The sequence below is a fragment of the Aggregatibacter sp. HMT-949 genome (assembly GCF_041734645.1).
Lineage (GTDB): Bacteria > Pseudomonadota > Gammaproteobacteria > Enterobacterales > Pasteurellaceae > Rodentibacter.
In genome coordinates, this window is record NZ_CP162010.1 from 281,265 (window position 1) to 307,611 (window position 26,347).

Sequence of the window (26,347 nt, forward strand, 5' to 3'; positions counted from 1 at the left end):
GAAAAGAGTGTGGCGAAGCTATATTTTTACTATTCCACTATGAATGCGGGTAAATCCACCACCTTGTTGCAATCATCTTACAATTACCGCGAACGCAATATGAATACGCTGGTTTATACGGCGGCCATTGACGACCGCTTTGGCGTGGGGAAAGTGACTTCGCGCATCGGTATCAGCGAGGATGCGCATTTATTTAATGCGGGCACGGATTTGTTTGCCGAAATCAGCAAATATATGAGTAGCGACAATTTGCATTGTGTGTTGGTGGATGAAGCGCAATTTTTAACCAAACAACAGGTTTATCAATTAAGCGATGTCGTGGATAAACTTAATGTGCCCGTGCTTTGCTACGGCTTGCGTACCGATTTTCAGGCGGAATTGTTTGAGGGCAGTCAATATTTGCTCGCTTGGGCGGATCAGTTGGAAGAACTGAAAACCATCTGTTATTGCGGGCGTAAAGCGAATTTTGTATTACGTTTAAATGAACACGGTGATGTGATGAAAGAGGGGGAACAAATTCAAATCGGCGGCAATGATTCTTATCTTTCCGTTTGTCGCTTGCATTACAAGGAAAAAAGCGGCCAACTTTAAACGCCTTTTCACCGTTTCAAACACAACCTATAAGGACAATTTTATGCTAAAAAACAAAACCTTCGGCAGCGCCTTGATTATCGCCGGCACTACCATCGGCGCAGGAATGCTGGCCATGCCGCTCACTTCGGCGGGCATGGGCTTTGGCTACACTGTGCTGTTATTGGTCGGTTTGTGGGCGCTGTTGGTGTACAGCGGTTTGCTGTTTGTGGAGGTGTATCAAACTGCCGAACGACTCGATGACGGCGTTGCAACCCTCGCGGAAAAATACTTCGGCGTGCCGGGGCGTATTCTTGCCACGTTGAGTTTGTTGATTTTATTGTATGCCCTTTCCGCCGCCTACATCACCGGCGGCGGCTCATTGCTTTCCGGTTTGCCGACCGCATTCGGTTTGGACGCAATCTCCTTGAAAAGCGCGATAATTCTTTTCACCGCGGTGCTTGGTTCTTTTGTGGTGATCGGCACCAGAGGCGTGGACGGCATCACCCGTATTTTGTTTATCGGTAAACTGGTGGCTTTTGTTTTCGTGTTATTCATGATGTTGCCGAAAGTCGCCTTAGACAACTTAATGGCACTGCCGCTGGATTACGCCTTTGTCATTTCTGCCGCACCGATTTTCTTCACTTCATTCGGCTTCCACGTGATTATGGCAAGCGTGAACAGTTATTTAGGCGGCAATGTAGAAAAATTCCGTCGCGCAATTTTAATCGGTACCGCCATTCCCCTTGCAGCCTATTTAGTTTGGCAGCTGGCGACCCACGGCGTATTAAGCCAAAACGAATTTGTACGCATTTTACAAGCCGATCCGACGCTTAATGGTTTAGTCAATGCGGCACACGAAATCACCGGTTCCAGCGTAATGGGCGAAATTGTGCGTATTTTTTCAGCGCTTGCACTCATCACTTCTTTCCTCGGCGTTATGCTCGGCGTATTTGAAGGGTTAGGCGATTTATTCAAACGCTATCATTTACCGAACAACCGTTTCTCCCTAACCGTCGCGGCGTTCCTCCCGCCATTGGCTTTCGCCTTGTTTTACCCGGAAGGTTTCATCACCGCATTGAGTTATGCCGGTTTACTATGCGCGTTTTATTGCTTAATTTTGCCCATCGCCTTGGCTTGGCGCGTTCGCGTAACGGCTCCGAATTTGCCTTATCGCGTATTCGGCGGCAATCTCGCGTTAATTGCGGCGTTGCTTGTGGGAATTGTAATTATGGTGATTCCATTCTTCATTCAAGCAGGCTATTTACCGGCGGTCGCAGGGTAATTTATTTTTCACGCAAGTCGGTTTGGTGACGGATTGGCTCAGTAATGGATTCGCTAAGCAATAGCCAAACAAAAGGGGGAACATAATGTTCCCCTTTATTGTTTTGTTGATTGCTTTGTTGATTGTTTTGTTGTTCTCCTCTCAAAACAGCACCGCATTGAAGCCACTTCCAATGCGGTGCTGTTTTAATTGTTCAATAAAACCTTTATCTCTTTATTTTGATTTTTAAAAAATATTGTCACTCATTGGTGATAAACAAATAATGTTGTTAATCAAAATGATGGATAAATGATTAACAACGTCGATGTATATACATTCGGTTATTTTTGTAGCAACGCCAAAAATTCGTCTTCGCTTAATACCGTGATACCTAATTCTTGCGCTTTGGTTAGCTTAGAACCGGCGGCGTCGCCGGCGATGACGAAATCGGTTTTGGCGGAAACCGAACCACTCACTTTGGCACCTATTTCTTGTAACAGCGCTTTGGCTTCATTGCGTCCCATTTGGCTGAGCGTGCCGGTAAGTACTACGATTTTGCCCTTGAACGGATTATCACCCGCTTCCTTGGTTTCCACTGCGTCCCAATGTATCCCTTGCGCGATGAGGTCGTTTACCGCATCTACGTTATGCGGTTCGCGCCAGAAGGCCAGAATACGGTTTGCCACCACTTCCCCGACGTCCGGCACCGCTTGTAATTGCTCGAAGTCGGCATTTTGTAACGCCTCTAAGGTTTTGAAATGATTGGCCAGATTCAATGCGGTGCTCTCGCCCACTTCGCGTATGCCGAGGGCGAAAATAAAGCGCGCTAGCGTAGTGTGCTTGGCTTGTTCAAGACTATTTAGCGCATTTTTCGCCGATTTTTCACCCATTCGTTCTAATTGCATAAGGGTGGTTAAATCCAGTTTGAATAAGTCCGCCGGTGTGCGTATTAATTCGCGTTCAACCAATTGTTCAATAAGTTTGCCGCCTACACCGTCAATATCCATCGCTTTACGCGAAACAAAATGTTTAAGCGATTCTTTGCGTTGCGCCGCGCAGAACAGACCGCCGGTGCAGCGAGCCACGGCTTCGCCTTCAATACGCACGATTTGTGAACCGCATACCGGGCAGTTATGCGGGAAAATAATCGGTTTGGCGTCGGCGGGGCGGCGTTCGTGTAATACACCGATAATTTGCGGAATTACGTCGCCCGCGCGACGAACTACTACGGTGTCGCCAATGGCGAGATTTAAACGGGCGATCTCATCACCGTTATGTAACGTCGCATTGCTGACGGTGACGCCTGCCACAAACACCGGTTTCAATTTTGCCACCGGCGTGATGGCGCCGGTGCGCCCCACTTGGAATTCCACATCGTTCAGTACGGTAAGTTCTTCTTGCGCCGGGAATTTGTAAGCGATTGCCCAACGCGGTGCTTTGGAAATAAAACCGAGCTCATTTTGCAGTTCAATATCGTTGATTTTTAGCACGGTGCCGTCAATGTCGTAACCGAGCAAAGCGCGCTTGTTTTGCATATCACGATAAAATGCCAGAACCTCTTCTGCGCCGTTGCAAAGGCGAATTTCCGGATTGATCGGAATGCCGACGGATTTCAGCCATTGCAGGCGCGCGTAATGCGTGTTCGGCAAATTTATTCCTTCCGCAATGCCGATGCTGTAAGCATTGAACGCCAACGGGCGTTTGCTGGTAATGTTCGGATCTAATTGGCGTAACGAACCGGCCGCGGCATTGCGCGGATTGGCGAAGGTTTTTTCACCCAGTTCCAAGGCGTGTTTATTCAAGCGTTCGAAGCCGACATGCGGCATAAATACCTCGCCGCGAACTTCCAGACGTGCCGGCGGATTGTCGATTAAAAGTTGTAGCGGCACATTGCGAATGGTACGAATATTCGCCGTAATATCTTCGCCACGGCTGCCGTCGCCGCGCGTCGCCGCTTGGCTCAGCACGCCGTTGATGTACAAAATACTGACCGCCAAGCCGTCCAGTTTCGGCTCGCAACAGAAAGTGAGTGGCTTCGGTAGCACGATTAGGCGATCTTCAATGCGTTTCACAAAGGCATAGAACTCTTCGTCGGAAAAGGCGTTGTCGAGCGATAACATGGGCATTTCGTGGCGAATTTGGCGAAAGCCCGCCAGCGGTTTAGCACCAACCCGTTGTGTCGGCGAATCCGCCGTGACCAAATCGGGATGTTCGAGTTCTAAGGCTTTGAGTTGATGAAACAGGCGATCGTATTCGCTGTCCGGCACGCTCGGGTTATCTAACACGTGATATTCGTATTCATATCGGCGCAAAGTGTTGCGCAGGGTTTCGAGTTTGGCTTGGAGGGTCATAACATTCTCGTTAAGTCGTTCGCGCTTTTGTTGGCGCAGGAAAGTCGTTTGTTGTCGGAGGCCGATGGGCGAACCTTCAAATTAGCACCGCATTGAAACGGCTTTTTAACACGACAACGGCGAACACGAGGTTCGCCGAAAGTGTGTTTAAAAAAGCGTGTTTAAAAATGAAACATTTTTTATACCACGCGAGCAAGATACGCTTGTTCTTGAACCGCGTCGAAAATTTCTTCGTCTTCGGTGAGAATTGAGCCACCCAAATCTTCCGCTAAGGTTTTTGCGGCGCGAATCATTAATTTTAAGTTTGCCAAATCATTGCCGGGCGAAGGCAGTTTCATAAATAACGCAACGCCGATGGTGGTAAATTCCGGCTGGTACGGATTAAAGGCGCCGTCATCTTGTAAATTTGCAACGCTGAATAAAGTCGGGCTTGCCACACTTAAATCGAAATGGCGGTGATACATATTGTGTCGGCCGAAAATAAACCCAAGATTTTCCAACGATTGAATCAGGTTTGCTCCGTGAAATTCGCGATATTGCGGCGAAATGACATAAAGTTGAAGATAACCCGATGTTTGTTTCGGTGTTTTTGCTTCCGTGGCGGGTGCTTCATTGAAAGGCTCGGAGGAGTTTAGTTCGGTCAGTTCGCCGCGGGACATTTGCGCAAGTTGTTCGCGCAATTTCGGCGAAGAAGAATTAATTCCCTCGAATTCGTTGTCGTTTTGCATTTCAAGTTGCTCGAGCGTCATCGTCGCCGGATTGGCGGCGGGTTGTGACGGTTTCATTTGGTATTCCATGCGAATCGGCTGGCGCGCCGGTTCAATGTTTGGAATGGAGATTTTTATATCGTCCACGGTGCGTTCGGTTTTTCGGTAATCCGCTTGCTCTGTTGCCTCGTCGTTATCAAGCGGTTGCTGTTGGGCTTTCGGCACAGCTTGGTGTATCGGTGCCGAATGCGGTGCTGTGGCGCTAGCGCGTTCAGGAGCCGGTTGGTGGGGCGTCGAGCGTTCTTGTATCGATGCCGGGGTTGACGCGCGGTTAAATGTGCCGGCGTTTTTAAAATACTTTGATTTCTCGCGGCGATTTGACCATAATCCGTGCGCGACAAGGGCGATGAGCGCCGCCACCCCTAAAATAATCAAAATTGTATTAAGATCCATTTTGGCTCCTTATCAGGCAATAAAATTGCGCCGATCCTACCATATTTTCAGGGGTGAAAAAACAGGGCGAAAGGGCGCTTGCCCGTTTAATTTATTTCGGTTAAAGAAGGAAAAAGAATGATTAATCAACAGGAAATCAAATCCGCTTTTCATTATTTCGTGATGGGTTGGCATTTCATTACGCAAAAAGGCTTGCGCCGTTTTGTAGTGATGCCGATTGTGATGAATGTCATTTTGCTGTCGGGGTTGTTTTGGCTTTTTATCAGTCAAATCGGCGATATCATCGATTGGATGATGAGCTTTGTGCCCGACTGGCTCGGTTTTTTAGGCGTGATTTTGCTGGCGTTGTCTATCGTTATGATTTTGCTGTTGTTTTATTTTACTTTTACCACGCTATCGGGCTTTATCGCCGCACCGTTCAACGGCCTGTTGGCGGAAAAATTGGAAAAAATGCTCACCGGCGAGCTGATTAACGACGATACCTGGTTGGACGTACTGAAAGATGTGCCGCGTATGTTGCATCGCGAATGGCAAAAGCTGTTGTACAGTCTGCCGAAAATTATCGCGTTGTTTTTACTCGGCTTTATTCCGTTGGTGGGACAGATTGTGGCACCGCCGCTAACATTTTTGTTCACGGCTTGGATGATGGCGATTCAATATTGCGATTATCCTTTTGATAATCACAAAGTGTCTTTTGATGTTATGCGCACCGCATTGGGCGAACGGCGTACGCAAAGTTTGACTTTTGGCGGATTGGTGACGTGCTGTACCTTTTTGCCCATTGTGAATTTGCTGATTATTCCCGTCGCGGTGTGTGGCGCAACACTAATGTGGGTGGAAAATTACCGCGATAAGTTACGCTTTGATATGAATTTTCAATCTCCTCGCGGCTCAAGCGCCACTGAAGTTGCCACATGCGGCAATGAGACGGCGGTACGTGCGCCAAACGGACAAAGCGTGAAATAGCGTTTGGTTATAAAATAGATCAAATAACTATTTTTTTTATCATAAACGCGATGCTATAACTACGCCGTCAAAAACATCAATTTATAGGGGACAAACATGACAATTTATGCGGATAATTCTTACACCATCGGTAATACGCCGCTTGTGCGTTTAAAACATTTCGGCAACGGTAATATCGTGGCGAAAATCGAAGGCAGAAATCCGAGTTTTAGCGTGAAATGCCGTATCGGTGCCAACATGGTATGGCAAGCGGAAAAAGACGGCATACTCACCCGAGGAAAAGAAATCGTCGATGCCACCAGTGGCAATACAGGCATTGCTTTGGCTTATGTGGCCGCGGCGCGCGGGTATAAAATCACCCTCACAATGCCGGAAACCATGAGCCTTGAACGCAAACGTTTATTGCGTGGTTTGGGCGTGAATTTGGTGTTAACCGAAGGCGCGAAAGGAATGAAAGGCGCGATTGCCAAAGCAGAAGAAATTGTGGCTTCCGATCCTTCTCGTTATGTGATGCTGAAACAATTCGAAAATCCGGCCAACCCGCAAATTCACCGTGAAACCACCGGTCCTGAAATTTGGAAGGACACCGACGGTAAGGTAGATGTCGTTGTAGCGGGGGCCGGCACCGGCGGCACAATTACCGGCATTTCCCGTGCCATTAAACTTGATTTCGGCAAAGCCATTACCTCTGTGGTGGTGGAACCGAGCGAATCGCCGGTGATCACGCAAACCTTGGCCGGCCAAGAAGTTAAACCGGGTCCGCATAAAATTCAAGGTATCGGCGCCGGCTTTGTGCCGAAAAATCTCGATTTGTCTTTAATCGATCGCGTGGAAACCGTGGATAGCGACACCGCCATCGCCACAGCCCGCCGTTTAATGGCGGAAGAGGGCATTCTTGCCGGTATTTCTTCCGGTGCGGCGGTCGCGGTGGCAGATCGTCTCGCCCAGTTGCCGGAATTTAAAGACAAATTAATCGTGGTCATTTTACCTTCCGCATCTGAACGCTATTTAAGTACGGCATTGTTCGAAGGAATCGAAGCCTAAGCCTTGCGGGGCGTGGCGCCAATGCGGTGCCAAAATGAAACCTCGTACAAGCGAAGAAAAACGAACCGCACTTTGAGTGCGGTTTTTTTTTTGCGTTGTTAAAATGTCTTTTAAGCCAAAACATATTAATTAAAATGCCATTTGAATAACGCTCTGCCAAATAAATCGAACGGCTTGTGCGATTGTCAGAAAACTTGGTGCCGGCGGCTTCTGATTTTTTATGTGAGTCGCCAAACATTCGGTGAAACTCAATATGAGCACCGCATTGAAGCCTTCTCTCCCAAGACCTCAATGCGGTGCTGATAAGACTCTTCGGCACGCATTCCGGCGACCGGATATGCCTACAGCGTTGCCTTTTATAACTAAGCAATCTAATTCATAAATAAATCGTCTTGTTTTTTTCCTAAATCGGCTTTTATAATCGCCTCCGTTACAAACAATGGCTTATCAACAGGAGTTTTATTATGAAAAAATCCTTTTTTTTCACCACATTTTTAGCCGCAGGTCTTGCGCTTTCTAGCATTGCTAACGCAGGCGAAATTGCCGATCGCGTTGAAAAAACCAAAACCTTATTAGTCGGCACCGAAGGCACTTATGCGCCGTTCACTTTTCATGATAAAGACGGCAAATTAACCGGCTTCGATGTGGAAGTAATTCGCAAAGTCGCCGATAAATTAGGTTTAAAAGTCGAATTTAAAGAAACCCAGTGGGATGCGATGTACGCCGGTCTTAACGCAAAACGTTTTGACGTTATCGCCAACCAAACCAACCCGAGCCCGGAACGCTTAAAAAAATACAGCTTCACCACGCCTTATAACTATTCCGGCGGCGTAATCGTGACGAAAGCAAGCGACGATAGCATTAAATCTTTTGAGGATTTGAAAGGTAAAAAAGCGGCACAATCCACCACCAGCAACTGGGGTAAAGACGCTAAAGCCGCCGGTGCGCAAATTTTAGTTGTTGACGGTTTGGCGCAAGGTTTGGAACTGGTTAAACAAGGCCGTGCGGAAGCCACAGTGAACGATAAATTAGCGGTGTTGGATTATTTCAAACAACATCCGAATGTCGGTTTAAAAATCGCCTATGACAGAGGCGATAAAATCCCGACCGCCTTTGCCTTTTTACAAGGAGAAGACGAATTAATCGCCAAATTTAACCAGGCCCTTGAAGAATTGCGCCAAGACGGCACGTTAAAACAAATTTCCATCGAATGGTTCGGCGATGACATTACTCAATAATTGGTTAGCCGCGCTTCCATTTATGAACGCAGAACGGGCTGATTATGTGATCAGCTCGTTTTGGCCTATGTTGGAAGCCGCCGTTTTATACACACTGCCTTTGGCGGTGATTTCTTTTTTCTGCGGCTTATTGATTGCAGTGATTGTCGCGGTAATCCGCACGTTGCCGCATCCGAGCGCGCCGATAAAACTGCTACAAGCGTTGTGCCGAATCTATATTTCCATCATTCGCGGCACGCCGATGTTGGTGCAGATTTTTATTATTTTCTACGGCTTGCCGGAAGTGGGCATTACGCTAGAACCTTTCCCGACGGCGATTATCGCTTTTTCCATTAATATCGGCGCGTATGCCGCGGAAACCGTACGCGCCGCCATTTTGGCCATTCCGAAAGGGCAATGGGAAGCCTCTTATGCCATTGGCATGAATTATACTCAAGCCTTTCTTCGCACCGTCATGCCGCAGGCCTTGCGCATTTCCGTGCCGTCGCTTTCCAATACCTTTATCAGCACAGTGAAAGACACTTCGTTGGCGTCTTTAGTGTTAGTGACGGAACTATTCCGCGTGGCACAAAATATCACCGCGGTGAATTATGAATTTATTCTGATTTATAGCGAAGCGGCACTGATTTATTGGATTTTTTGCTTTATCCTATCGTTCGCACAAGATCGCTTGGAAGCGCGTCTTTCCCGTCATTTATAAGGACCGATTATGTTGAAAGTCACGAATATTCAAAAAAGTTTTAACGGCAATCAGGTTCTTAAAGGCATTGATTTTGACATTAACAAAGGCGAAGTGGTCGCCATTCTCGGGCCGTCCGGCTCGGGCAAAACCACCTTTTTGCGTTGCTTAAATTTACTTGAACGTCCCGAACAAGGCGTGCTGGAGTTTAGCGACGGCAGCCTAAAAATCGATTTCAGCAAAAAAATCAGCAAAGTCGATGAATTGAAATTGCGTCGCCGCTCTTCTATGGTTTTCCAACAATATAACCTCTTCCCCCACAGAACCGCATTGGAGAACGTGATGGAAGGCATGGTGGTTGTGCAAAAACAACCGAAAGAACAGGCGCGTGAAAAAGCCCTGGCGTTGTTGGAAAAGGTGGGGCTAAAAGCCAAAGCGGCGCTTTATCCGTCACAACTTTCCGGTGGGCAACAACAGCGCGTGGGCATTGCGCGCGCCTTAGCGGTGCAACCGGATTTGATTTTGCTGGATGAACCGACCTCTGCACTCGATCCCGAACTCGTCGGTGAAGTGTTACAAGCACTGAAATTATTGGCACAAGAAGGCTGGACGATGATTATCGTGACCCATGAATTAAATTTTGCCAGAGACGTCGCAGATCGCGTGATTTTAATGGAAGACGGCAATATCGTGGAACAAAACAGCGCGGCACAGTTCTTCGGCAACCCGCAAAAAGAACGCACCAAGCAGTTTTTGTTACAGGCGAAAATGCCGATTGAGCAAGATTATTGCATTTAACGAACAACGCGATTTAGCGGCAAAATAAAAGTGCGGTTAACATTCTTCTTGTTGACCGCACTTTTTTGGCTTTTCAATTATCGTTAAAAGATTATTTTACGCGAGAGACGTATTCGCCGGAGCGGGTATCGACACGAATTACTTCACCGATTTGCACGAATAACGGTACTTTCACCACAGCGCCGGTGCTCAAGGTTGCCGGTTTACCGCCGGTACCTGCGGTGTCGCCTTTCAAGCCCGGATCGGTATCGACGATTTCTAGTTCAACAAAGTTCGGCGGCGTTACGCTAATCGGTGCGCCATTCCATAAGGTCACGATACAATCCGCTTGGTCTAACAACCATTTTTCCGCATCGCCCACGGCTTTTGCATCGGCAGAATATTGTTCGAAAGTTTCCGGATGCATGAAATACCAGAATGCATCGTCTTTATAGGAATAGGTTAAGTTTAAATCCATCACATCAGCGGCTTCAACGGAAGTACCGGATTTGAAGTTCACATCCAATACTTTGCCGGAAATTAATTTACGAATGCGGGTGCGGGTGAACGCTTGACCTTTTCCCGGTTTTACGAATTCGTTTTCAACGATGACACAAGGTTCGCCATCTTGCATAAATTTTAGACCCGGTTTGAAATCACTGGTAGTATATGTAGCCATATTAAATATCCTAAGAATAAGAAATAGAGATAATTTGAAAGGTGCGTATTCTAACTCAAGAACTCACGATTAGAGAAGAACAAAATTGGCTCGTCTTACTAAAAAATGCCATTTCCGATCCTCAATTGTTGATAAAAACCTTAAATTTGTCGGAACAAGATTTTATTCAGTCCTTTGGCGCGCGTAAGTCGTTCGCCTTGCGCGTACCGCAACCTTTCATCGCGAAAATGGAAAAGGGCAATCCGCAGGATCCGCTTTTTTTACAAGTTATGTGCAGTGATTCGGAATTCATACAGGCGCAAGGTTTTAGCGCCGATCCGCTGGAAGAACAAGGCTTCAATGCGGTGCCAAATATCATTCATAAATATCAAAATCGCCTCCTTTTTATGGTGAAAGGCGGTTGCGCGGTAAACTGCCGTTATTGTTTTCGACGCCACTTTCCCTACGATGAAAATCCCGGTAATAAAAAAACTTGGCGACAGGCTTTAGATTACATCGCTGCCCATCCTGAAATCGAAGAAATCATTTTTTCCGGCGGCGATCCTTTGATGGCGAAAGACGCCGAACTGGTCTGGTTGGTCACGCACCTCGAAGCATTTCCACACTTACAGCGCTTACGTATTCACACCCGCTTGCCGGTGGTGATTCCGCAACGCATTACTGACGAACTTTGTCGTTTGTTAGTTGAAACGCGTTTACAAACCGTCTTGGTTACACATATTAATCATCCGAACGAAATTGACGCACTTTTTGCCAGAAGTATGCAAAAATTGCGCGCGGCGAACGTGTCTTTACTTAATCAATCGGTGTTGTTAAAAGACATTAACGACGACGCTTACATTCTCAAAACCTTAAGTGATAAATTGTTTCAAACGGGTATTTTGCCTTATTACTTGCATTTGTTGGATCGCGTACAAGGCGCTGCGCATTTCTTAGTCGAAGATGAACGGGCTTTGGCGATTTATCAAAAATTACAGACGCTTACCAGTGGTTATCTGGTGCCGAAGCTGGTGCGAGAAATTGCCGGCGAGCCAAATAAAACTTTATACCCACAGTAAGATCCGATAAAATACCCGCAATTTTTTTACTGCACTTTTTTGACTGTACTTTTTTCATTGTACTTTTGTTGCACTCGGCAACAAGAACGAAAATGTGCCGTCATTTATTAATCGAGGTAGTTCTGTAGATATGGCGAATAACAATCCGTTGAACGACAACAAATCCCAAAACGAATTGGATCTTGGTTTAGGCCAAGAGGATGCGGTTACACCGAGAAAACCGGTACAACCAAGTGAATCTTTGTTAGATAAAGCGAAAGGTTTAAAAGGTTTGTTCGGTCGTAAAGGACAGCCGGAAACCCAATTTCACGTGCGGCGCGAACCGACTTTCGGCGAAACTGAATTGACAAAAGATATGGCAACGCCGGCACAAACGATTCCGCAGCCGAAGGCGGAATATGCGGAAGAAAAAGTCGAATCCGGCGTCGAACAGGTCGTTGATAATGCCAAAAACAACGAGGAAATCTCGCTTGAGGCCGACACTTCCGGCGCGCAGCCAAGCAAACAAACTTTAGCGGCAAGCGCTGCCGCTGCGGCCACCGCATTGAAACGTCCGGAAAAATGGAAATTATTGCAAATTTTGCCGGAAAGACATCGCCGCTTATTTGTTACGATTTTGGCATTGGTGATTTTGTTGATGGTGTTTTTCGCGTTAAAACCGAATTCCGATACGGTGGAATCTTTTGAATTGCAAAATAGCAACGAAATTCCGTTACAATTTCAATCTTTAGATCAATCTCAGGCACCGGAAAACACCGTGTTAGACGGCCTTCCGTCGCAATCTGAAATCGCACCACAGACGGATCAGCAAGCGCAAACGGGAAGTGAAATGCCGGCCGAGACGTTTCAAAATATATTGAAACCTCAAGTTGCGCAAAGCAATGCGGTGCTCTCCGGTGAGCAAACCGGAACGCTTTCGCAAGCGCGCAAAACAGTGGCGGAGCCTCGTCATGAAACGATAAAACATGAAGCGCTCAAACCGGCGATGCAGGAACGCAAAAACGTTGAAAAAAATACTGCAGAGCCGAAAACGGTAAAAGTCGAAAGCGCATCGAAAGTGCCTGTTCAAGAGGCGAAAATCGCGGCAAAAAATGATCATAAAGTTCAAATCGTTGAGGCAAAACCGGTCGGTAATTCGACCAAAGAAACCGCCTCCACGGCTCGCACGAGCAAAACTTTAACGGTGCCGCAAGGCGTGTCTTTAATGCAAGTATTCCGCGATAACAATTTAAATATTGCCGATGTGAACGCGATGACCAAGGCAGGCGGTGCGGGCAATGCGTTAAGTAATTTTAAATCGGGCGATAAAGTGCAGGTTTCATTGAACGCACAAGGGCGTGTTAGTGAGCTGCGTTTACCTGACGGTGCGAAGTTTGTTCGTCAATCCGACGGTTCGTATCAATTCAAAAAATAATCTTTAAGGGCGAATATTCGCCCTTTTTCTTTCATTCGCTTAATTTGTTTAATTCAGGTAGGTGCTTATGCTGAAAAAAACATTGCTGGTTTCCTCCGTCCTTTTACTGGTCGGTTGTGCACAAAATAGGTTATTAAACGAACCGCACCCTCAGAAAATGGCGGTGGAGAAAGTCGATAAAGCGTCACAAAAAGGCGCGGCGGCTTTATATCTTTGTAAAGATAATAAGCAAGTTCGCGTCGTTCATAGCGAACAAAAAAAGAATAAGAAAATCTTAAAACGCGTTACCGTCACGTTTAACGGTGTGACGGAAAGATTGACTTCCGTTATTTCAGAACGCGGCAATAATTACGGTAATATTCGTTGGACGTGGCAACAGCGCGAAGATTTTAGCAGCTTAAAAACCAGTGTTGGCGAAATATTGGCGGAGCAATGCGTGTTACAACCGCGTGAAGTTACCACGGACAAATCACTAGGATAATCCGTGCAAACAGAACTCCAACGCGGCTTTGTGCTTCATCGTCGTCCCTACGGCGAAACTAGCTTATTGGTGGATTTGTTTACCGAAGAAAGCGGTCGCTTAAGCGTGGTTGCCAAAGGTGCGCGCGCCAAACGTTCCGCGTGGAAATCGGCGCTTCAACCTTTTACCCCGTTGTTGTTACGTTGGAGCGGCAAAAGCAGTTTAAAAACCCTCACTAAAGCGGAAGCCGCTGCTATCACTTTACCTTTGCAACAAACTGCTCTTTACAGCGGTTTTTATGTGAATGAATTAGTGACGCGCGTGATTGAACCGGAAACGGCAAATCCACAACTGTTTCAGCATTATTTGCAATGTCTGACCGGTTTGGCTACGGAGCCGAACATTGAATCATGTTTGCGTTCGTTTGAATTTAACTTATTGCGAATCCTCGGCTACGGTGTGGATTTTCTGCATTGCGTCGGCAGTGGCGAAGCGGTGGAGGCGAGTATGACTTATCGTTACCGCGAAGAAAAAGGTTTTATCGCGTCCTTAGTGAAAGATAACCAGACTTTTTACGGGCGCGATTTGATGGCGTTCAATTCACTTGATTTTTCCGATGAAAGTGTACGCCAAGCAGCTAAACGCTTCACCCGTATGGCGCTTAAACCTTATCTTGGAAACAAACCGTTAAAAAGCCGAGAATTATTCACGCAAAATATTCTTTATTTAAAATAATGGTACTCCTTTATTCTCCTCCGAAAAAAACAAAAAACGTCTCTAACCTTAAGGCCGAAATCTTGGATTTGGATTATCAAGGGTTCGGCGTAGCAAAAATTAACGGTAAAACTTGGTTTATTGAAAATGCCTTGCCACATGAACAAGTGGAATGCCGCGTATTGGAAGAAAAGCGCCAATACGGACGCGCAACGACACAACAATGGCGAATCAAGAGCCCTCAACGCGTTGCACCGCAATGTCCTTATTACGAGCAGTGTGGCGGCTGCCAAGGGCAACACATTCCTGTCGAAATGCAACGCGAAGCGAAGCAGCGCGCATTGTTTAGTCGCTTAAGCAAATTACAGCCCGAACCGATTTCTTTTCAACCGATGATTTGTGGTGAGCCTTGGGGCTACCGTCGTCGCGTGCGTTTGAGTATATGTGAGAACCCGAAACAGCACCGCATTGAAATGGGGTTTCGCCGGAAAAATTCGCATCAGCTTATCGCCGCGCAATCCTGTGCGACGGCGGCGCCTGCCATTAATCGCTTATTGCCACAACTTACCGAGCTTTTAAACCGATTTTCCGCGCCGAAACAACTTGGTCACCTTGAGTTGGTGGCAGCGGATAACGGTGTGGCGATGTTATTGCGTTATACCAAAAACTTAGTAGAAAGCGACCGCGTTTTGCTGCGAAATTTTGCCGAACGCGAATGTTTAATGCTGTTTTTGCAAAGCGATGACGGCATTGAGCAGATTTACGGCGACGCGCCTTATTATCAATTTGATGACGGCACAAGATTGCATTTTGATATTCGTGATTTTATTCAAGTTAACCGTGCGTTAAATGAAAAAATGGTTCAAACGGCGCTTTGTTGGCTTGAATTAACTCAGCAAGACCGTGTGTTGGATTTGTTCTGCGGTATGGGCAATTTCACCTTGCCGCTTGCTAAACGGGCAAAAAGTGCGGTTGGCATTGAAGGTGTTTTGGGAATGGTACAAAAAGCTCGCCAAAACGCCTTAGATAATCAGATTCGTAATGTTGAATTTTTTCAAGCGGATCTTGCCCAATCCTTTATCGATCAATCTTGGGCAATGCAGCCCTTCGACAAAATTTTACTTGACCCACCGAGAAGCGGTGCGTTGTTTGCCTTGAATGCGGTGCTGGAATTGCAAGTGAAAAAGATTTTGTATGTTTCTTGTAATCCGGCGACGCTGGTGCGCGATGCGGAAATTTTACGCGACTTCGGCTATCAAATCGAAAAAAGCGCGGTGATTGACATGTTTCCGCATACCGGGCATTTGGAATCCATCACATTATTTACGCGAAAGTAGTGTACAATAACGGCTCAAAAACGGAGTGACAGGAGGTCGCTCTTTCTTCATCACAAGGGGGTATTATGGTTGCTGTGCGCAGTTCTCATTTGTTAAATCCGCAAGATTTTGTGATTGAACAATGGTGTGACGGTTTGAAACTGGCGGAACAAACCGAAAAAAATCTGATTGAGGCTTGGTATTATGCGCGCAGGCTAATGAGCGCCAATCCCGACGAGATGAAAAATGCGACCTTAACTCTGCAATCCAGCGTGGAAATGGTGGAAATTCTGCACGAACTCAATATGGATGCGGATAGTTTGTTGACCGCCATGCTGTTTCCTGTGGTCGCCAATAAGCTTGTCGATTGGGAAGATATAAAAGAGACCTTTGGATCGAAAATCAGTAAATTGCTCAAAGGCGTGGAGGATATGGATAACATTCGCCAACTCAACGCCAGCCATTCCGCTGATGCGTTGCAAGTTGATAACGTACGTCGTATGTTGCTTGCCATGGTGGACGATTTCCGCTGCGTGATTATCAAACTTGCCGAGCGTATCACCTTCTTACGCGATGCGGAAAATCGCTGTTCCGAAGAAGACAAAGTGCTTGCCGCGAAAGAATGTTCCAATATTTATGCGCCTCTTGCCAATCGTTTGGGCATCGGTCAGTTGAAATGGGAGTTGGAGGATTATTGCTTTCGTTATTTACATCCTGAACAATATCGCGCCATTGCCAACCTTTTACAGGAGCGTCGTCTTGATCGTGAACGCTACATTGCGGATTTTGTGACGGAACTCAGTGGCTATTTGCGCGAAAACATTGAACGAGTGGAAGTTTACGGTCGCCCGAAACATATTTACAGCATTTGGCTCAAAATGCGCAAGAAACATTTAGAATTTAGCGGTTTATATGATGTCAGAGCGGTGCGCATTATCGTGCCGAAATTGCAGGATTGTTATACCGCATTGGGCATCGTGCACACTCATTTCAAACACCTACCAAAAGAGTTCGACGATTACGTTGCGAATCCGAAACCAAACGGTTATCAATCCATTCACACTGTGGTGCTGGGTAAAGGTGGCAAACCGATTGAAGTACAAATTCGCACCCAACAAATGCACGATGATGCGGAACTCGGTGTTGCCGCCCACTGGAAATATAAAGAAGGCACTACCGGCAGTATGTCGGCTTACGAAGAAAAAATCGCCTGGTTGCGCAAACTGTTGGCGTGGCAAGACGATATTACTGATTCCTGCGAAGTGATGGCGGAATTGCGTAGCCAAGTGTTTGACGACCGGGTTTATGTATTTACTCCGAAAGGTGAGGTGGTGGATTTACCGACCGGTTCTACACCGTTGGATTTTGCTTATGCCATTCATAGCGAAATCGGTCATCGTTGTGTTGGTGCGAAAGTGGCAGGGCGTATCGTGCCGTTTACCTATCAACTGCAAATGGGTGATCAAATCGAGATCATTACACAGAAAAACCCGAACCCAAGCCGCGACTGGCTAAACCCGAATTTAGGTTTTACTCACACGGCGAAATCTCGCGCGAAAATTCAAGCATGGTTTAAAAAACAAGATCGCGATAAGAATATTCCGGCAGGCAAGGAATTGCTCGATAACGAATTGGCACGTTTAAATCTCAATATCAAACAAGTCGAGCCTTATGCGTTGCCTCGTTACAACCTAAAAAATTTAGAGGATCTTTATGCGGGCATCGGCAGCGGTGATATTCGTCTGAATCATTTGGTGAATTTTTTACAAAGCAAATTGATTAAAGTGAGCGCCGAGCAAGCTGATCAAGAAATTTTGCGCCATGTTGCCAATAAGACGGTGAATAAAAGCGTACTCAATGCGCAGCAAAAAAATGAAGGTAAACAGGGCTACGTAATTGTGGAAGGTGTAGGCAATTTGATGCATCATATCGCGCGTTGCTGTCAACCGATTCCGGGCGATGCCATTGTCGGCTATATCACTGTAGGGCGCGGTATTTCCATTCATCGAACCGACTGCGAACAATTTTCGGATTTACAGGCAATGCACCCGGAACGTGTGGTGGAATCCGTTTGGGGTGAAAATTATGCGGGCGGTTTCCACATTAATATTCGTATTGTGGCAAGCGATCGGAACGGTTTATTGCGCGATATTACTACGGTTCTGGCAAATGAGAAAATCAGCGTGTCGGATGTATCAACCCGCACTGAACCCAAAAAACAACTGGCGACCATCGATATGGAAATTGAACTCCATAATGTGGAAAGCCTCAGCAAGATTTTGGCACGGCTTTCGAAACTCGACGACGTGATCGAAGCCAAACGTTTATAAAACAGGAACAGTTATGTATAAAACCACGGGCTTAACCCATTTAATCAATTCTACTAAATATTCCTTGCAAGGCTTAAAAAGCGCCTTCAAAAACGAAGCGGCCTTTCGCCACGAATGTTTTCTCGCGGTGATTTTAATTCCGCTCGCCTGTTTTTTGGGCGAAACCAAAATTGAAATCGCCTTGATGATTGCCTCCGTGTTATTAGTGATGGCCGTGGAATTGTTAAACAGCGCCGTGGAAGCCGTGGTAGATCGTATCGGTAGCGAACGCCATGAACTCTCAGGGCGCGCGAAAGATCAAGGTTCCGCTGCGGTATTTGTAGCACTTTGCATCGTTGGTGTCGTTTGGGGAGCGATTTTGTTCTTCTAAATCCCATAATATAAATTTCCGACAAAAACGGCACCTATAAGAAATAGGTGCCGTTTTTCGTCGTTCATAATTGAAAATAGCACCGCATTGAAAGGCTTTCCAATGCGGTGCTATTTACGACCTTCATTTCATGTGCAGGCGAAATGCTTTACTTTTTCGCTTCTGCTGCTTTATTGTCGTCTTTAAAGCCGGATTCCACGCCACTCATATCCGGTAATTGGTGTGCAATACCTTTATGGCAATCAATACAGGTTTTCCCTTCCGTTTGGATTTTTTGGTGCATTCTTGCCGCAACGGAACGTTGGTCATTGAAATTCATCCGATCCACTTTGTGGCAATTGCGACATTCTTTCGAATCGTTCGCTTTCATTCGCGCCCACTCGTTTTCCGCCATTTCCAAACGACGTTGGTTGAATTTCTCAAGCGTGTCCACCTTGCCGGTGTAGTATGCATACACTTCTTTCGCCGCAACGATTTTACGTTTCATCTTCGGTAAAAATTCATGCGGTACGTGGCAATCAGGACAGCTTGCGCCAACACCGGTACGCGTTTGGTAATGCACGCTGTGTAAGTACTCGGGATACGCGTCTTGTGTGTGGCAGCTTGCGCAGAATTGCTCGGTGTTGGTTTGTTCCAAACCGTAGTTAAATCCGACCCAAGACAGAATACCGCCAATAAAGGCGAGGGAAATAATCGTACCAACAGCTAAACGACTCGGTTTACGAAACCAATGCCAAAAGCGTAGGATGAAGTTTGGTTTTTTCTCTGACATAGCCGTTCCTTATTAATTGCCGTAGCCTTTTAACGGTTTGAAATTATTAGGCACGATCGGATCCACGTTAGATTGGGACACGTGGCATTGTAAACAGAAATAACGACGCGGCGAAGAACTTGAACCGATGTTGCCATCGCGATCCATAAAGTGTGTCGGGCTGATGCGAGTTGCGCCGCTTAAGCGTGCGTTTTCCGGACTATGACAGTTCAAACATTGGTTGACGTTTTTGGTCACTTGGTAGTTCGCCACGCTATGCGGTACCATCGGTGGTTGGTTAACATAGTTTAAGGCCGGCAGTTCGCTTTGACGAGGCGCATTGTGAAATGCCGGTTCAATGTTTTCCGGTGAGGCGGCTAAATCTTTTCCTATCGGTTCAATGTTGTTATCGGCTGCGATAACGGAACCGGCCAAAAGCGCGGTGATGAAACCCGCTAAAATTTTAGATACCTGTTTAGTCATTTTAATCACTCCCCTGAATGATCGAATCTGGTCGAAAATTTAAAAACTTTTTCAGCGCAAACGTCAATACAACGTCCGCAGCTGATGCAATCTTTAGAAAGCACGAGAAGGCTTTCGTCTTTTTTGCCGTGTAAAGGCGAACGTAACACTTGGGCTTCCGGGCAGACATTGTAGCAATCCATACAATTGTCACATTTCGCGCGATCAATCACTTTAATACGGATTAGGCTTTTTGCGCCGATAACGCCGTAAGTGGCGCCAATCGGGCAAAGATGGCCGCACCAGCCGTGTTCTACAATTAATAAATCGAAAAGAAAAATGACCAACAATAACCAAGCGGTTGCGCCGAAGCCGAATATAAAAGCGCGACCGAATGCTGCGACGGGATTAATCCATTCCCAGAGAAGCATGCCGCTTGCCGCACTGCCCGCTAAAATCATGGCTAAAATACCATAACGCAAGCCGCGAGAAAGTTTGGCGGTTTGACGAATACCGAGTTTACGACGTAACCAAGCGGCTGCGTCGGTGACTACATTCAACGGACATACCCAGCCACAAAAAACTTTGCTGCCGAGTAACGCGTAAAACAACACGACAATTACCGCACCGATTAAGGTCAACACATCGGGTAAATGACGCGCAGCCAAGCTTTCCGCTGTAATTAAGGGATCGCTTAACGGTACGGTATCCAGCAATAAACTTCCGCTATAATTGCCTTTTAGAATCCACACGCCTAAATAAGGCCCGCTTAAAAACATTGCGAGAATGCTAAATTGACTTAAGCGACGCCAAAACAAGAAGCGATTGGCATACCACCAACCCCATTTTTCACGGGATTCTTTACCTGCGTATTTCGGTGCGTTCGCCATTATTTACTCCCTTCCAATATCGGAGCCAAAATCGGTTCCGCCGGTTCCGGCATAGTCGCCGTTGCGGCGGCTTCCGGTGTACGTGTCGGCAACGAAATCATATCTTTCGGCGCGAGGGAATGACCGGCTTTTGTCTTTTCTTCCCAGCCCAAACGATAATGCTTGCCTAACATACCTTTGGCGAGATCCATCGGTAATACTTTGATCGCCGCTTCCTCTAGCACGCAAGCCTGTTCGCATTTTCCGCAGCCGGTACAGGCGTCGGAATGCACGGTCGGGATAAATAAAGCATGTTTATCCGAACGCGGATTATGTTGCTTTTCCAGTGTAATCGCTTTATCGATTAACGGGCAAACCCGATAACACACATCACAACGTAATCCTTGCCAGTTCAGGCAGGTTTCATGATCGAGCAATACCGCAAGCCCCATACGCGATTCATTGATATCTGTCGCATAACGATCCAATGCGCCGCTCGGACAAGCGTGGGCACAAGGAATATCCGGGCACATTTCGCAAGGTTTATCGCGTGCGATAAAGTACGGCGTGCCCGCTTCCAATGGCGATAATAAAGACGCCAAGTACAACATATCGTAAGGACAAGCTTGTACGCATTGTCCACAGCGGATACAAGCGGCCGAAAAGGCTTTGGCGTCTTGCAAAGCAAAAGGGGGGCGCAACGCCACGCCTTCGCGAGCAAGACTTTGGCTTTGTTGTAACCCCAACAAAATCCCCACGCCGGCTAAGCCGCCGGCGGTTCTACCGGCGTCTTTTAAAAATTTTCTGCGTTCAGGATTAAGGATAGGTTTCTTCATTTTCTTTTCTTAACCGCATCGGGCAAGGGCTCAATGCGGTGCTATTTTAGTGATACGTTTAGGCTGCTTTTTCCACTTTTACCGCACATTTTTTGTAGTCGGTTTCTTTTGAAATCGGGTCAGTCGCATCTAACGTTAATTTGTTTGCCAACTGGCCTGCATCAAAGAAAGTGGTAAACACTAAGCCGCGAGGTGGTTTGTTACGTCCGCGTGTATCTAAGTAAGAAATTATTTCACCACGACGAGATGAAACCTTAACTTTGTCACCATGACGTAAACCTCGAGCCTCAGCATCCAATGGGTGCATCCAAACAAGATTGTTTGGGAAGGCACGGTGTAACTCAGGCACACGACGAGTCATCGTACCGGTATGCCAATGTTCTAACACACGACCGGTAGATAGCCATAAGTCGTACTCTTCATCCGGTGATTCTGCAGGTGGCTCATAAGGCACAGCAAGGATAATCGCTTTTTTATCCGGATAGCCGTAGAACGCCACACCCTCGCCTTCTTTTACATACGGATCATAGCCTTCACGGTAACGCCATAAGGTTTCTTTGCCGTCAACTACCGGCCAACGCAAGCCACGTGCTTTGTGATACATATCAAACGGTGCCAAGTCATGACCATGACCACGACCGAATGAAGCATATTCTTCAAATAAGCCTTTATGTAAATAGAAGCCGAAGTCGTAGGACTCATCATTTAATTGGCCTTCTGCAAGATCGCTTAATGGGAATTTATCCACTTGACCATTGCGGTATAACACTTCATATAAGGTTTTACCTTTATATTCCGGATTTTTCTCTAGAATTTCAGCCGGCCACATTTCATCGGTGGTGAAATATTTAGAGAATTCTACTAGTTGCCATACGTCAGATTTTGCTTCACCCGGCGCTTTGACTTGTTGGCGCCAGAATTGCGTACGACGCTCTGCGTTACCGTAAGCCCCTTCTTTTTCTACCCACATTGCTGTCGGAAGCATTAAGTCGGCAGCTAAGCAAGAAACTGTTGGGTATGGGTCGGACACTACGATAAAGTTGTCCGGATTGCGCCAACCCGGGAAGGTTTCTTCGTTAATATTTGGGCCACCTTGCATGTTATTGGTACACATTTGCCATAACACACGCATTTTGCCGTCTTTTAGTGCACGGCTTTGTGCCACTGCATGGAAACCAAGCAAATCAGGAATTAAACCGGCAGGCAGTTTCCAAATTTTTTCCGCAATTTCACGGTGTTTTGGATTGGTAACCACTAAGTCTGCCGGTAAACGGTGAATAAAGGTACCGACTTCGCGCGCCGTACCACAAGCAGACGGTTGACCGGTTAAAGAGAACGGACCGCAACCCGGAATAGAAATTTTACCGGTTAAGAGGTGAATGTTATAGATTAACTGGTTCGCCCACACCCCACGTGTATGTTGGTTAAAGCCCATGGTCCAGAAAGACACGACTTTACGTTTTGGATCCGCATACAATTTCGCAAGCTCTTCCAATACATCTTTTGGCACGCCGGACATTTCGTGAGCTTTGTCTAAGGTGTATTCAGAAACTAGGGCTTTTAATTCTTCAAAGTTACTGTCATACATCTTACCGCTGTTTGGATTTTTGGCGGCTTTTTGTAATGGGTGGTTATCGCGTAAACCATAACCGATATCGGTTTCACCACGTTTGAATTTAGTGTGTTTATTAACGAAATCCCAGTTAATGGCATTGTTTTGAATTAAGTAATTGATAATGTAGTTTAAAATGACTAAGTCGGTTTGTGGTTTAAAAATTAAACCATAATCAGCTAATTCAAAACTACGATGTTCGAAGGTAGAAAGCACCGCAACTTTAACATCCGGATTGGATAAACGACGGTCAGTAATGCGAGACCACAAAATCGGGTGCATTTCCGCCATATTGGAACCCCAAAGCACAAAGGCTTCTGCTTGTTCAATATCGTTATAGCAACCCATAGGTTCATCCATACCAAAAGTACGCATGAACGCTACGGCAGCAGATGCCATACAGTGACGGGCATTTGGATCGATGTTATTGGAACGGAAACCGGCTTTCCATAGTTTGGATTTTGCGTAGCCTTCAAAAATGGTAGTTTGACCGGAACTAAACATACCGATGCCATTAGGGCCAAGTTCCTTAATTGCTGCTTTGAATTTCTCCGCCATGGTTTTAAATGCCATATCCCAACTAATTGGCGTGAAATCACCATTTTTATCGTATTTACCGTCTTTCATACGAAGCATTGGCTGTGTTAAACGGTCTTTACCGTACATAATTTTCGGTAAAAAATAGCCTTTAATACAGTTTAACCCACGGTTTACTTCCGCATCCGGATCGCCTTGCGACGCTACAACACGTCCGTCTTTGGTTCCCACCAGTACGGCGCAACCCGTACCACAGAAACGACAAACAGCTTTATCCCACTTAATTTCGGATTCGGCCGCAACCACGTTTTTGACCGGGATGGTTAATCCCGCAGCCGTTGCAGCTGCCATGGCCGCATTGGCTTTCATAAAGTCTCGACGACTTAAATTCATAGCGTTTTCCCCCACTATTTTTGTTTAATTAAAAATTATTTTGAATGCTCGTCTTGCTGATGATAAACCAGTAAGACAGTAATCACTCCGTCAATGTCTTTTATCGCTTCCATATTGTCTAATAAAATATGCTCATCATGAGATTGCATTACTACTACTAATTTTCCTTGAACATCATCTTCGGTAGGAATTTCAGTATGTGGAATCGACAAAAGGGTGGCTTTAATTGAAGCCATTTTCTGTGGATTGGCTTGAATATATAAGCCGACTACATGCCAATCTTCAGCGTCATTCATCGTTAAAATTTTAGCATTATTCATGGTTATCGTTAACTATTCCTCTTCTAATACTAATTGCTTTGGTTGGACAACTCGCTACGCAAGCACCGCATCCATTACAGCTTTCCAAGGCTACACTTGGTTTTGCCACGCCACCTAATTGTAAACGAAAACGAATGGCGTTTTGGGGACAACTATCTTGGCAGGAACGACATTCAATGCGGTGCTCAGTAAGACATCCGGTTGAAATGCTGATCTTGTATGACCAAGGCGTTTCCTCTTTAGGACGAAAAATCGGCTGTTCACAGATATCGACACATTTTCCACAAAAAGTGCATTCGCCGTGTTCGAAACTCAATTCCGGAAAATCGCCATCACCTTTAACCAAAATGTGCGTCTCACAAACATTGAGGCACTCTCCGCAACGCGTACATTGAGCAATAAATTCCTCATCAGTCACTGACCAAGGCGGACGAATCGGGGCAAAATCTTCGGTTTGCTCGCTTTTTGACTGTAACGATGTTAAAAGTTTTCCACGTAACAGTTGTCGGCGTGATAAGTTTTCAACGGTCATCAAACAGCCTTTTATGTATGGTTTTTCAATACAATTTTTAAGCGCTGAATTATGCTTTTGAGCAGAGATAATAAAAACTACCTAAAAGGGGTAATTTGGTAAAAAGTGAACTTTTGTTGTGGTAGATCAAAGATTGAACAAATTAAACATAAATTCCTTTTGATACTGAAATGAAAACAGCGTGAAAAACCACCTTTCCACGCTGTTTTTTATGGATTAAATTAGACTTCCTTTGTCGGATATTCCCACCAAATATCGAACAATTCGCTGATTTCGATTTGTTGTAAACCGTTCGCTTTAAGCCATGTTCTCACCGCTTCACGCTGGCTTTCGTCACATTTACCGATTTTTTCCAAACACACCAAACCTTCCCAGTGCAAGTAACCGCTGCCTTCATAAGCTAACCCGTTCGGTTGAATCACTTCGGCGATAAAACGATCGATGATTTCATCCACTGTTTCGATAGTGGTGCCCTCGGCGAATTGAAAGTTCACCAAAAAACCTAATTCTTGGAACTCGGCAAGATGAAGTTTTTTGCGTTGACGTTGATTACGGGATTTAGCCATGGGTTTCTCCTAATGGTTGAGGTTAAATCGGGCGGGTATTCTATATTAAATTGGGAATTTTGGCATTGGGTTTTGTGGACAGGAATGGGAAATTATGTAGCAGTTGCACAACGCTGGAATTACCTTTGCAAAATAGCACCGCATTGGAGCTGCTTTCAATGCGGTGCTATGTTTGATGCTAACTCTTGATTCAACGGTTTGGTGCATTTGCTACATGATTTCGCAGGAATGTATTTGTTTTTTATATCGAGTTTCGCCGATGATACTTAAACAAAAAGGAAGCAAATAAATTTTTCAGAGAAATAAATTATTTCTTCACAAAATACAAATCCCACACTCCATGCCCGAGTCGATGCCCGCGCGCCTCAAATTTTGTCAAAGGTCTAAAATCCGGACGCGGAATATAATCTCCGCTCTTTGCCGTATTTACTAATTCCCTGTTGGCGCTTAGCACTTCTAACATCTGTTCCGCATAGTTTTCCCAATCGGTGGCCATATGAATGAAGCCGTGGCGACGAAGTTTTTGTACAACTTGTGCAACAAAATGCGGCTGTACAATGCGACGTTTATGATGTTTGGCTTTCTGCCAAGGATCAGGGAAGAACAGTTGCAGGCCGCCGAGTGCACCATCGGCGATACTGTCGCGCAGGATTTCGGTGGCATCGTGGCAGATCACACGTAAATTTTTCACACCTTTTTCCACTGCGTAAGCGATGCAGGCACCCACGCCCGGCGTGTGTATTTCGATACCGAGGTAGTTTTTATCGGGATTGGCGGCGGCCATCTCCACTAGGGATTTTCCCATACCAAAACCGATTTCCAGCACAACAGGTTTGTCGTCGCCGTAAATTTTCGCAAAATCAAAAGGTTCTTTCTGATAATCCAAGCCTAGCGTCGGCCAGTTGTCGTTCATCATGTTTTTTTGAAATTCGCTTAAACGTCCGGTACGTAGCACGAAACTGCGCACTTTGCGTTTGTAGCGGCCGTCTTCAGTGAATTCGGCGGTTTCTACGGTTTTACGTTTTTGATCGGCAAAAGTTTGTGTCATAACGGATATTTTTGCGTGAAAAAAATTGGCG

26 protein-coding genes are annotated in these 26,347 nt (G+C 46.0%); 14 read left to right on the forward strand and 12 right to left on the reverse strand.

From position 1 onward, the window contains the following. The first annotated feature begins 9 nt into the window (after positions 1 to 9). Both AB3F25_RS01440 and AB3F25_RS01445 read left to right on the forward strand, forming a co-directional pair. A complete protein-coding gene (locus AB3F25_RS01440) occupies positions 10 to 591 on the forward strand; it encodes a thymidine kinase (RefSeq protein WP_373603757.1) in 582 nt (193 codons plus the stop codon). 43 nt (positions 592 to 634) lie between these two features. After that, a complete protein-coding gene (locus AB3F25_RS01445; protein ID WP_373603758.1) occupies positions 635 to 1,855 on the forward strand; it encodes an aromatic amino acid transport family protein in 1,221 nt (406 codons plus the stop codon). Between the two features lie 320 nt (positions 1,856 to 2,175). Here the strand turns inward: AB3F25_RS01445 and ligA are convergent, their stop codons facing one another. Next, positions 2,176 to 4,185: an NAD-dependent DNA ligase LigA gene (gene ligA, locus AB3F25_RS01450; protein ID WP_373603759.1), complete on the reverse strand. Its 2,010-nt coding sequence runs from the start codon at positions 4,183 to 4,185 to the stop codon at positions 2,176 to 2,178. Positions 4,186 to 4,364: 179 nt separating this feature from the next. Then, positions 4,365 to 5,345, reverse strand: coding sequence for a cell division protein ZipA (zipA, locus tag AB3F25_RS01455; protein WP_373603760.1), 981 nt, complete (start codon positions 5,343 to 5,345; stop codon positions 4,365 to 4,367). Between the two features lie 117 nt (positions 5,346 to 5,462). Between zipA and cysZ the strand changes: the two genes are divergently transcribed. The 5 genes from cysZ to AB3F25_RS01480 all read left to right on the forward strand — a co-directional run bounded on the left by cysZ (position 5,463) and on the right by AB3F25_RS01480 (position 10,070). Then, positions 5,463 to 6,311, forward strand: a complete 849-nt coding sequence (gene cysZ, locus AB3F25_RS01460) for a sulfate transporter CysZ (protein WP_373603761.1) — start codon at positions 5,463 to 5,465, stop codon at positions 6,309 to 6,311. A 96-nt stretch (positions 6,312 to 6,407) separates the two neighbouring features. Continuing rightward, the gene (gene cysK, locus AB3F25_RS01465; protein ID WP_373603762.1) at positions 6,408 to 7,355 is read left to right on the forward strand and encodes a cysteine synthase A; all 948 of its coding nucleotides are present in this window, start codon (positions 6,408 to 6,410) and stop codon (positions 7,353 to 7,355) included. Between the two features lie 464 nt (positions 7,356 to 7,819). After that, on the forward strand, positions 7,820 to 8,593 hold the full coding sequence (locus AB3F25_RS01470; RefSeq protein ID WP_373603763.1) for an amino acid ABC transporter substrate-binding protein: 774 nt from the start codon (positions 7,820 to 7,822) through the stop codon (positions 8,591 to 8,593). Then, a complete protein-coding gene (locus tag AB3F25_RS01475) occupies positions 8,577 to 9,293 on the forward strand; it encodes an amino acid ABC transporter permease (RefSeq protein WP_373603764.1) in 717 nt (238 codons plus the stop codon). The genes AB3F25_RS01470 and AB3F25_RS01475 overlap by 17 nt, the downstream gene beginning before the upstream one ends. Positions 9,294 to 9,302: 9 nt before the next feature. Further along, positions 9,303 to 10,070, forward strand: a complete 768-nt coding sequence (locus AB3F25_RS01480; RefSeq protein ID WP_373603765.1) for an amino acid ABC transporter ATP-binding protein — start codon at positions 9,303 to 9,305, stop codon at positions 10,068 to 10,070. A gap of 91 nt (positions 10,071 to 10,161) precedes the next feature. Here the strand turns inward: AB3F25_RS01480 and efp are convergent, their stop codons facing one another. Next, on the reverse strand, positions 10,162 to 10,728 hold the full coding sequence (efp, locus tag AB3F25_RS01485) for an elongation factor P (RefSeq protein WP_373603766.1): 567 nt from the start codon (positions 10,726 to 10,728) through the stop codon (positions 10,162 to 10,164). Between the two features lie 41 nt (positions 10,729 to 10,769). Here efp and epmB point away from each other — a divergent pair, with 41 nt between their 5' ends. The 7 genes from epmB to AB3F25_RS01520 all read left to right on the forward strand — a co-directional run bounded on the left by epmB (position 10,770) and on the right by AB3F25_RS01520 (position 18,390). Next, a complete protein-coding gene (epmB, locus tag AB3F25_RS01490; protein ID WP_373603767.1) occupies positions 10,770 to 11,786 on the forward strand; it encodes an EF-P beta-lysylation protein EpmB in 1,017 nt (338 codons plus the stop codon). 130 nt (positions 11,787 to 11,916) lie between these two features. Further along, positions 11,917 to 13,200 (forward strand): opacity-associated protein OapA, encoded by a 1,284-nt coding sequence (gene oapA / locus AB3F25_RS01495; RefSeq protein WP_373603768.1) that lies wholly within the window; start codon positions 11,917 to 11,919, stop codon positions 13,198 to 13,200. A gap of 67 nt (positions 13,201 to 13,267) precedes the next feature. Next, the gene (locus AB3F25_RS01500) at positions 13,268 to 13,681 is read left to right on the forward strand and encodes an Opacity-associated protein OapB (RefSeq protein WP_373603769.1); all 414 of its coding nucleotides are present in this window, start codon (positions 13,268 to 13,270) and stop codon (positions 13,679 to 13,681) included. Between the two features lie 3 nt (positions 13,682 to 13,684). Beyond that, positions 13,685 to 14,395, forward strand: a complete 711-nt coding sequence (gene recO, locus AB3F25_RS01505; RefSeq protein WP_373603770.1) for a DNA repair protein RecO — start codon at positions 13,685 to 13,687, stop codon at positions 14,393 to 14,395. Then, positions 14,395 to 15,711, forward strand: a complete 1,317-nt coding sequence (rlmD, locus tag AB3F25_RS01510; protein WP_373603771.1) for a 23S rRNA (uracil(1939)-C(5))-methyltransferase RlmD — start codon at positions 14,395 to 14,397, stop codon at positions 15,709 to 15,711. Before recO ends, rlmD begins: the two co-directional genes overlap by 1 nt. Positions 15,712 to 15,776: 65 nt before the next feature. Further along, positions 15,777 to 18,020, forward strand: coding sequence for a GTP diphosphokinase (gene relA / locus AB3F25_RS01515; RefSeq protein WP_373603772.1), 2,244 nt, complete (start codon positions 15,777 to 15,779; stop codon positions 18,018 to 18,020). 13 nt (positions 18,021 to 18,033) lie between these two features. Continuing rightward, positions 18,034 to 18,390: a diacylglycerol kinase gene (locus AB3F25_RS01520; protein ID WP_373603773.1), complete on the forward strand. Its 357-nt coding sequence runs from the start codon at positions 18,034 to 18,036 to the stop codon at positions 18,388 to 18,390. A 148-nt stretch (positions 18,391 to 18,538) separates the two neighbouring features. Here AB3F25_RS01520 and AB3F25_RS01525 read toward each other — a convergent pair whose 3' ends face one another. From AB3F25_RS01525 to trmB, 9 genes are all read right to left on the reverse strand, one after another. Continuing rightward, positions 18,539 to 19,162: a NapC/NirT family cytochrome c gene (locus AB3F25_RS01525; RefSeq protein ID WP_373603774.1), complete on the reverse strand. Its 624-nt coding sequence runs from the start codon at positions 19,160 to 19,162 to the stop codon at positions 18,539 to 18,541. A gap of 12 nt (positions 19,163 to 19,174) precedes the next feature. Next, on the reverse strand, positions 19,175 to 19,624 hold the full coding sequence (locus AB3F25_RS01530) for a nitrate reductase cytochrome c-type subunit (RefSeq protein WP_373603775.1): 450 nt from the start codon (positions 19,622 to 19,624) through the stop codon (positions 19,175 to 19,177). Positions 19,625 to 19,629: 5 nt separating this feature from the next. Next, positions 19,630 to 20,493: a quinol dehydrogenase ferredoxin subunit NapH gene (gene napH / locus AB3F25_RS01535; RefSeq protein ID WP_373603776.1), complete on the reverse strand. Its 864-nt coding sequence runs from the start codon at positions 20,491 to 20,493 to the stop codon at positions 19,630 to 19,632. Then, the gene (napG, locus tag AB3F25_RS01540) at positions 20,493 to 21,308 is read right to left on the reverse strand and encodes a ferredoxin-type protein NapG (protein ID WP_373603777.1); all 816 of its coding nucleotides are present in this window, start codon (positions 21,306 to 21,308) and stop codon (positions 20,493 to 20,495) included. The genes napH and napG overlap by 1 nt, the downstream gene beginning before the upstream one ends. Before the next feature lie 58 nt (positions 21,309 to 21,366). Further along, positions 21,367 to 23,850 carry a nitrate reductase catalytic subunit NapA gene (napA, locus tag AB3F25_RS01545; RefSeq protein WP_373603778.1) on the reverse strand — a complete coding sequence of 828 codons (2,484 nt, stop codon included), beginning with the start codon at positions 23,848 to 23,850 and terminating at the stop codon, positions 21,367 to 21,369. Positions 23,851 to 23,885: 35 nt separating this feature from the next. Next, the gene (locus tag AB3F25_RS01550; protein ID WP_373603779.1) at positions 23,886 to 24,170 is read right to left on the reverse strand and encodes a chaperone NapD; all 285 of its coding nucleotides are present in this window, start codon (positions 24,168 to 24,170) and stop codon (positions 23,886 to 23,888) included. Next, complete coding sequence (gene napF, locus AB3F25_RS01555) at positions 24,163 to 24,702, reverse strand: ferredoxin-type protein NapF (RefSeq protein WP_373603780.1); 540 nt, start codon at positions 24,700 to 24,702, stop codon at positions 24,163 to 24,165. Before napF ends, AB3F25_RS01550 begins: the two co-directional genes overlap by 8 nt. A gap of 221 nt (positions 24,703 to 24,923) precedes the next feature. Beyond that, on the reverse strand, positions 24,924 to 25,268 hold the full coding sequence (locus AB3F25_RS01560) for a YggL family protein (protein ID WP_373603781.1): 345 nt from the start codon (positions 25,266 to 25,268) through the stop codon (positions 24,924 to 24,926). A 307-nt stretch (positions 25,269 to 25,575) separates the two neighbouring features. Further along, positions 25,576 to 26,316 carry a tRNA (guanosine(46)-N7)-methyltransferase TrmB gene (trmB, locus tag AB3F25_RS01565; RefSeq protein ID WP_373603782.1) on the reverse strand — a complete coding sequence of 247 codons (741 nt, stop codon included), beginning with the start codon at positions 26,314 to 26,316 and terminating at the stop codon, positions 25,576 to 25,578. Positions 26,317 to 26,347 lie beyond the last annotated feature (31 nt).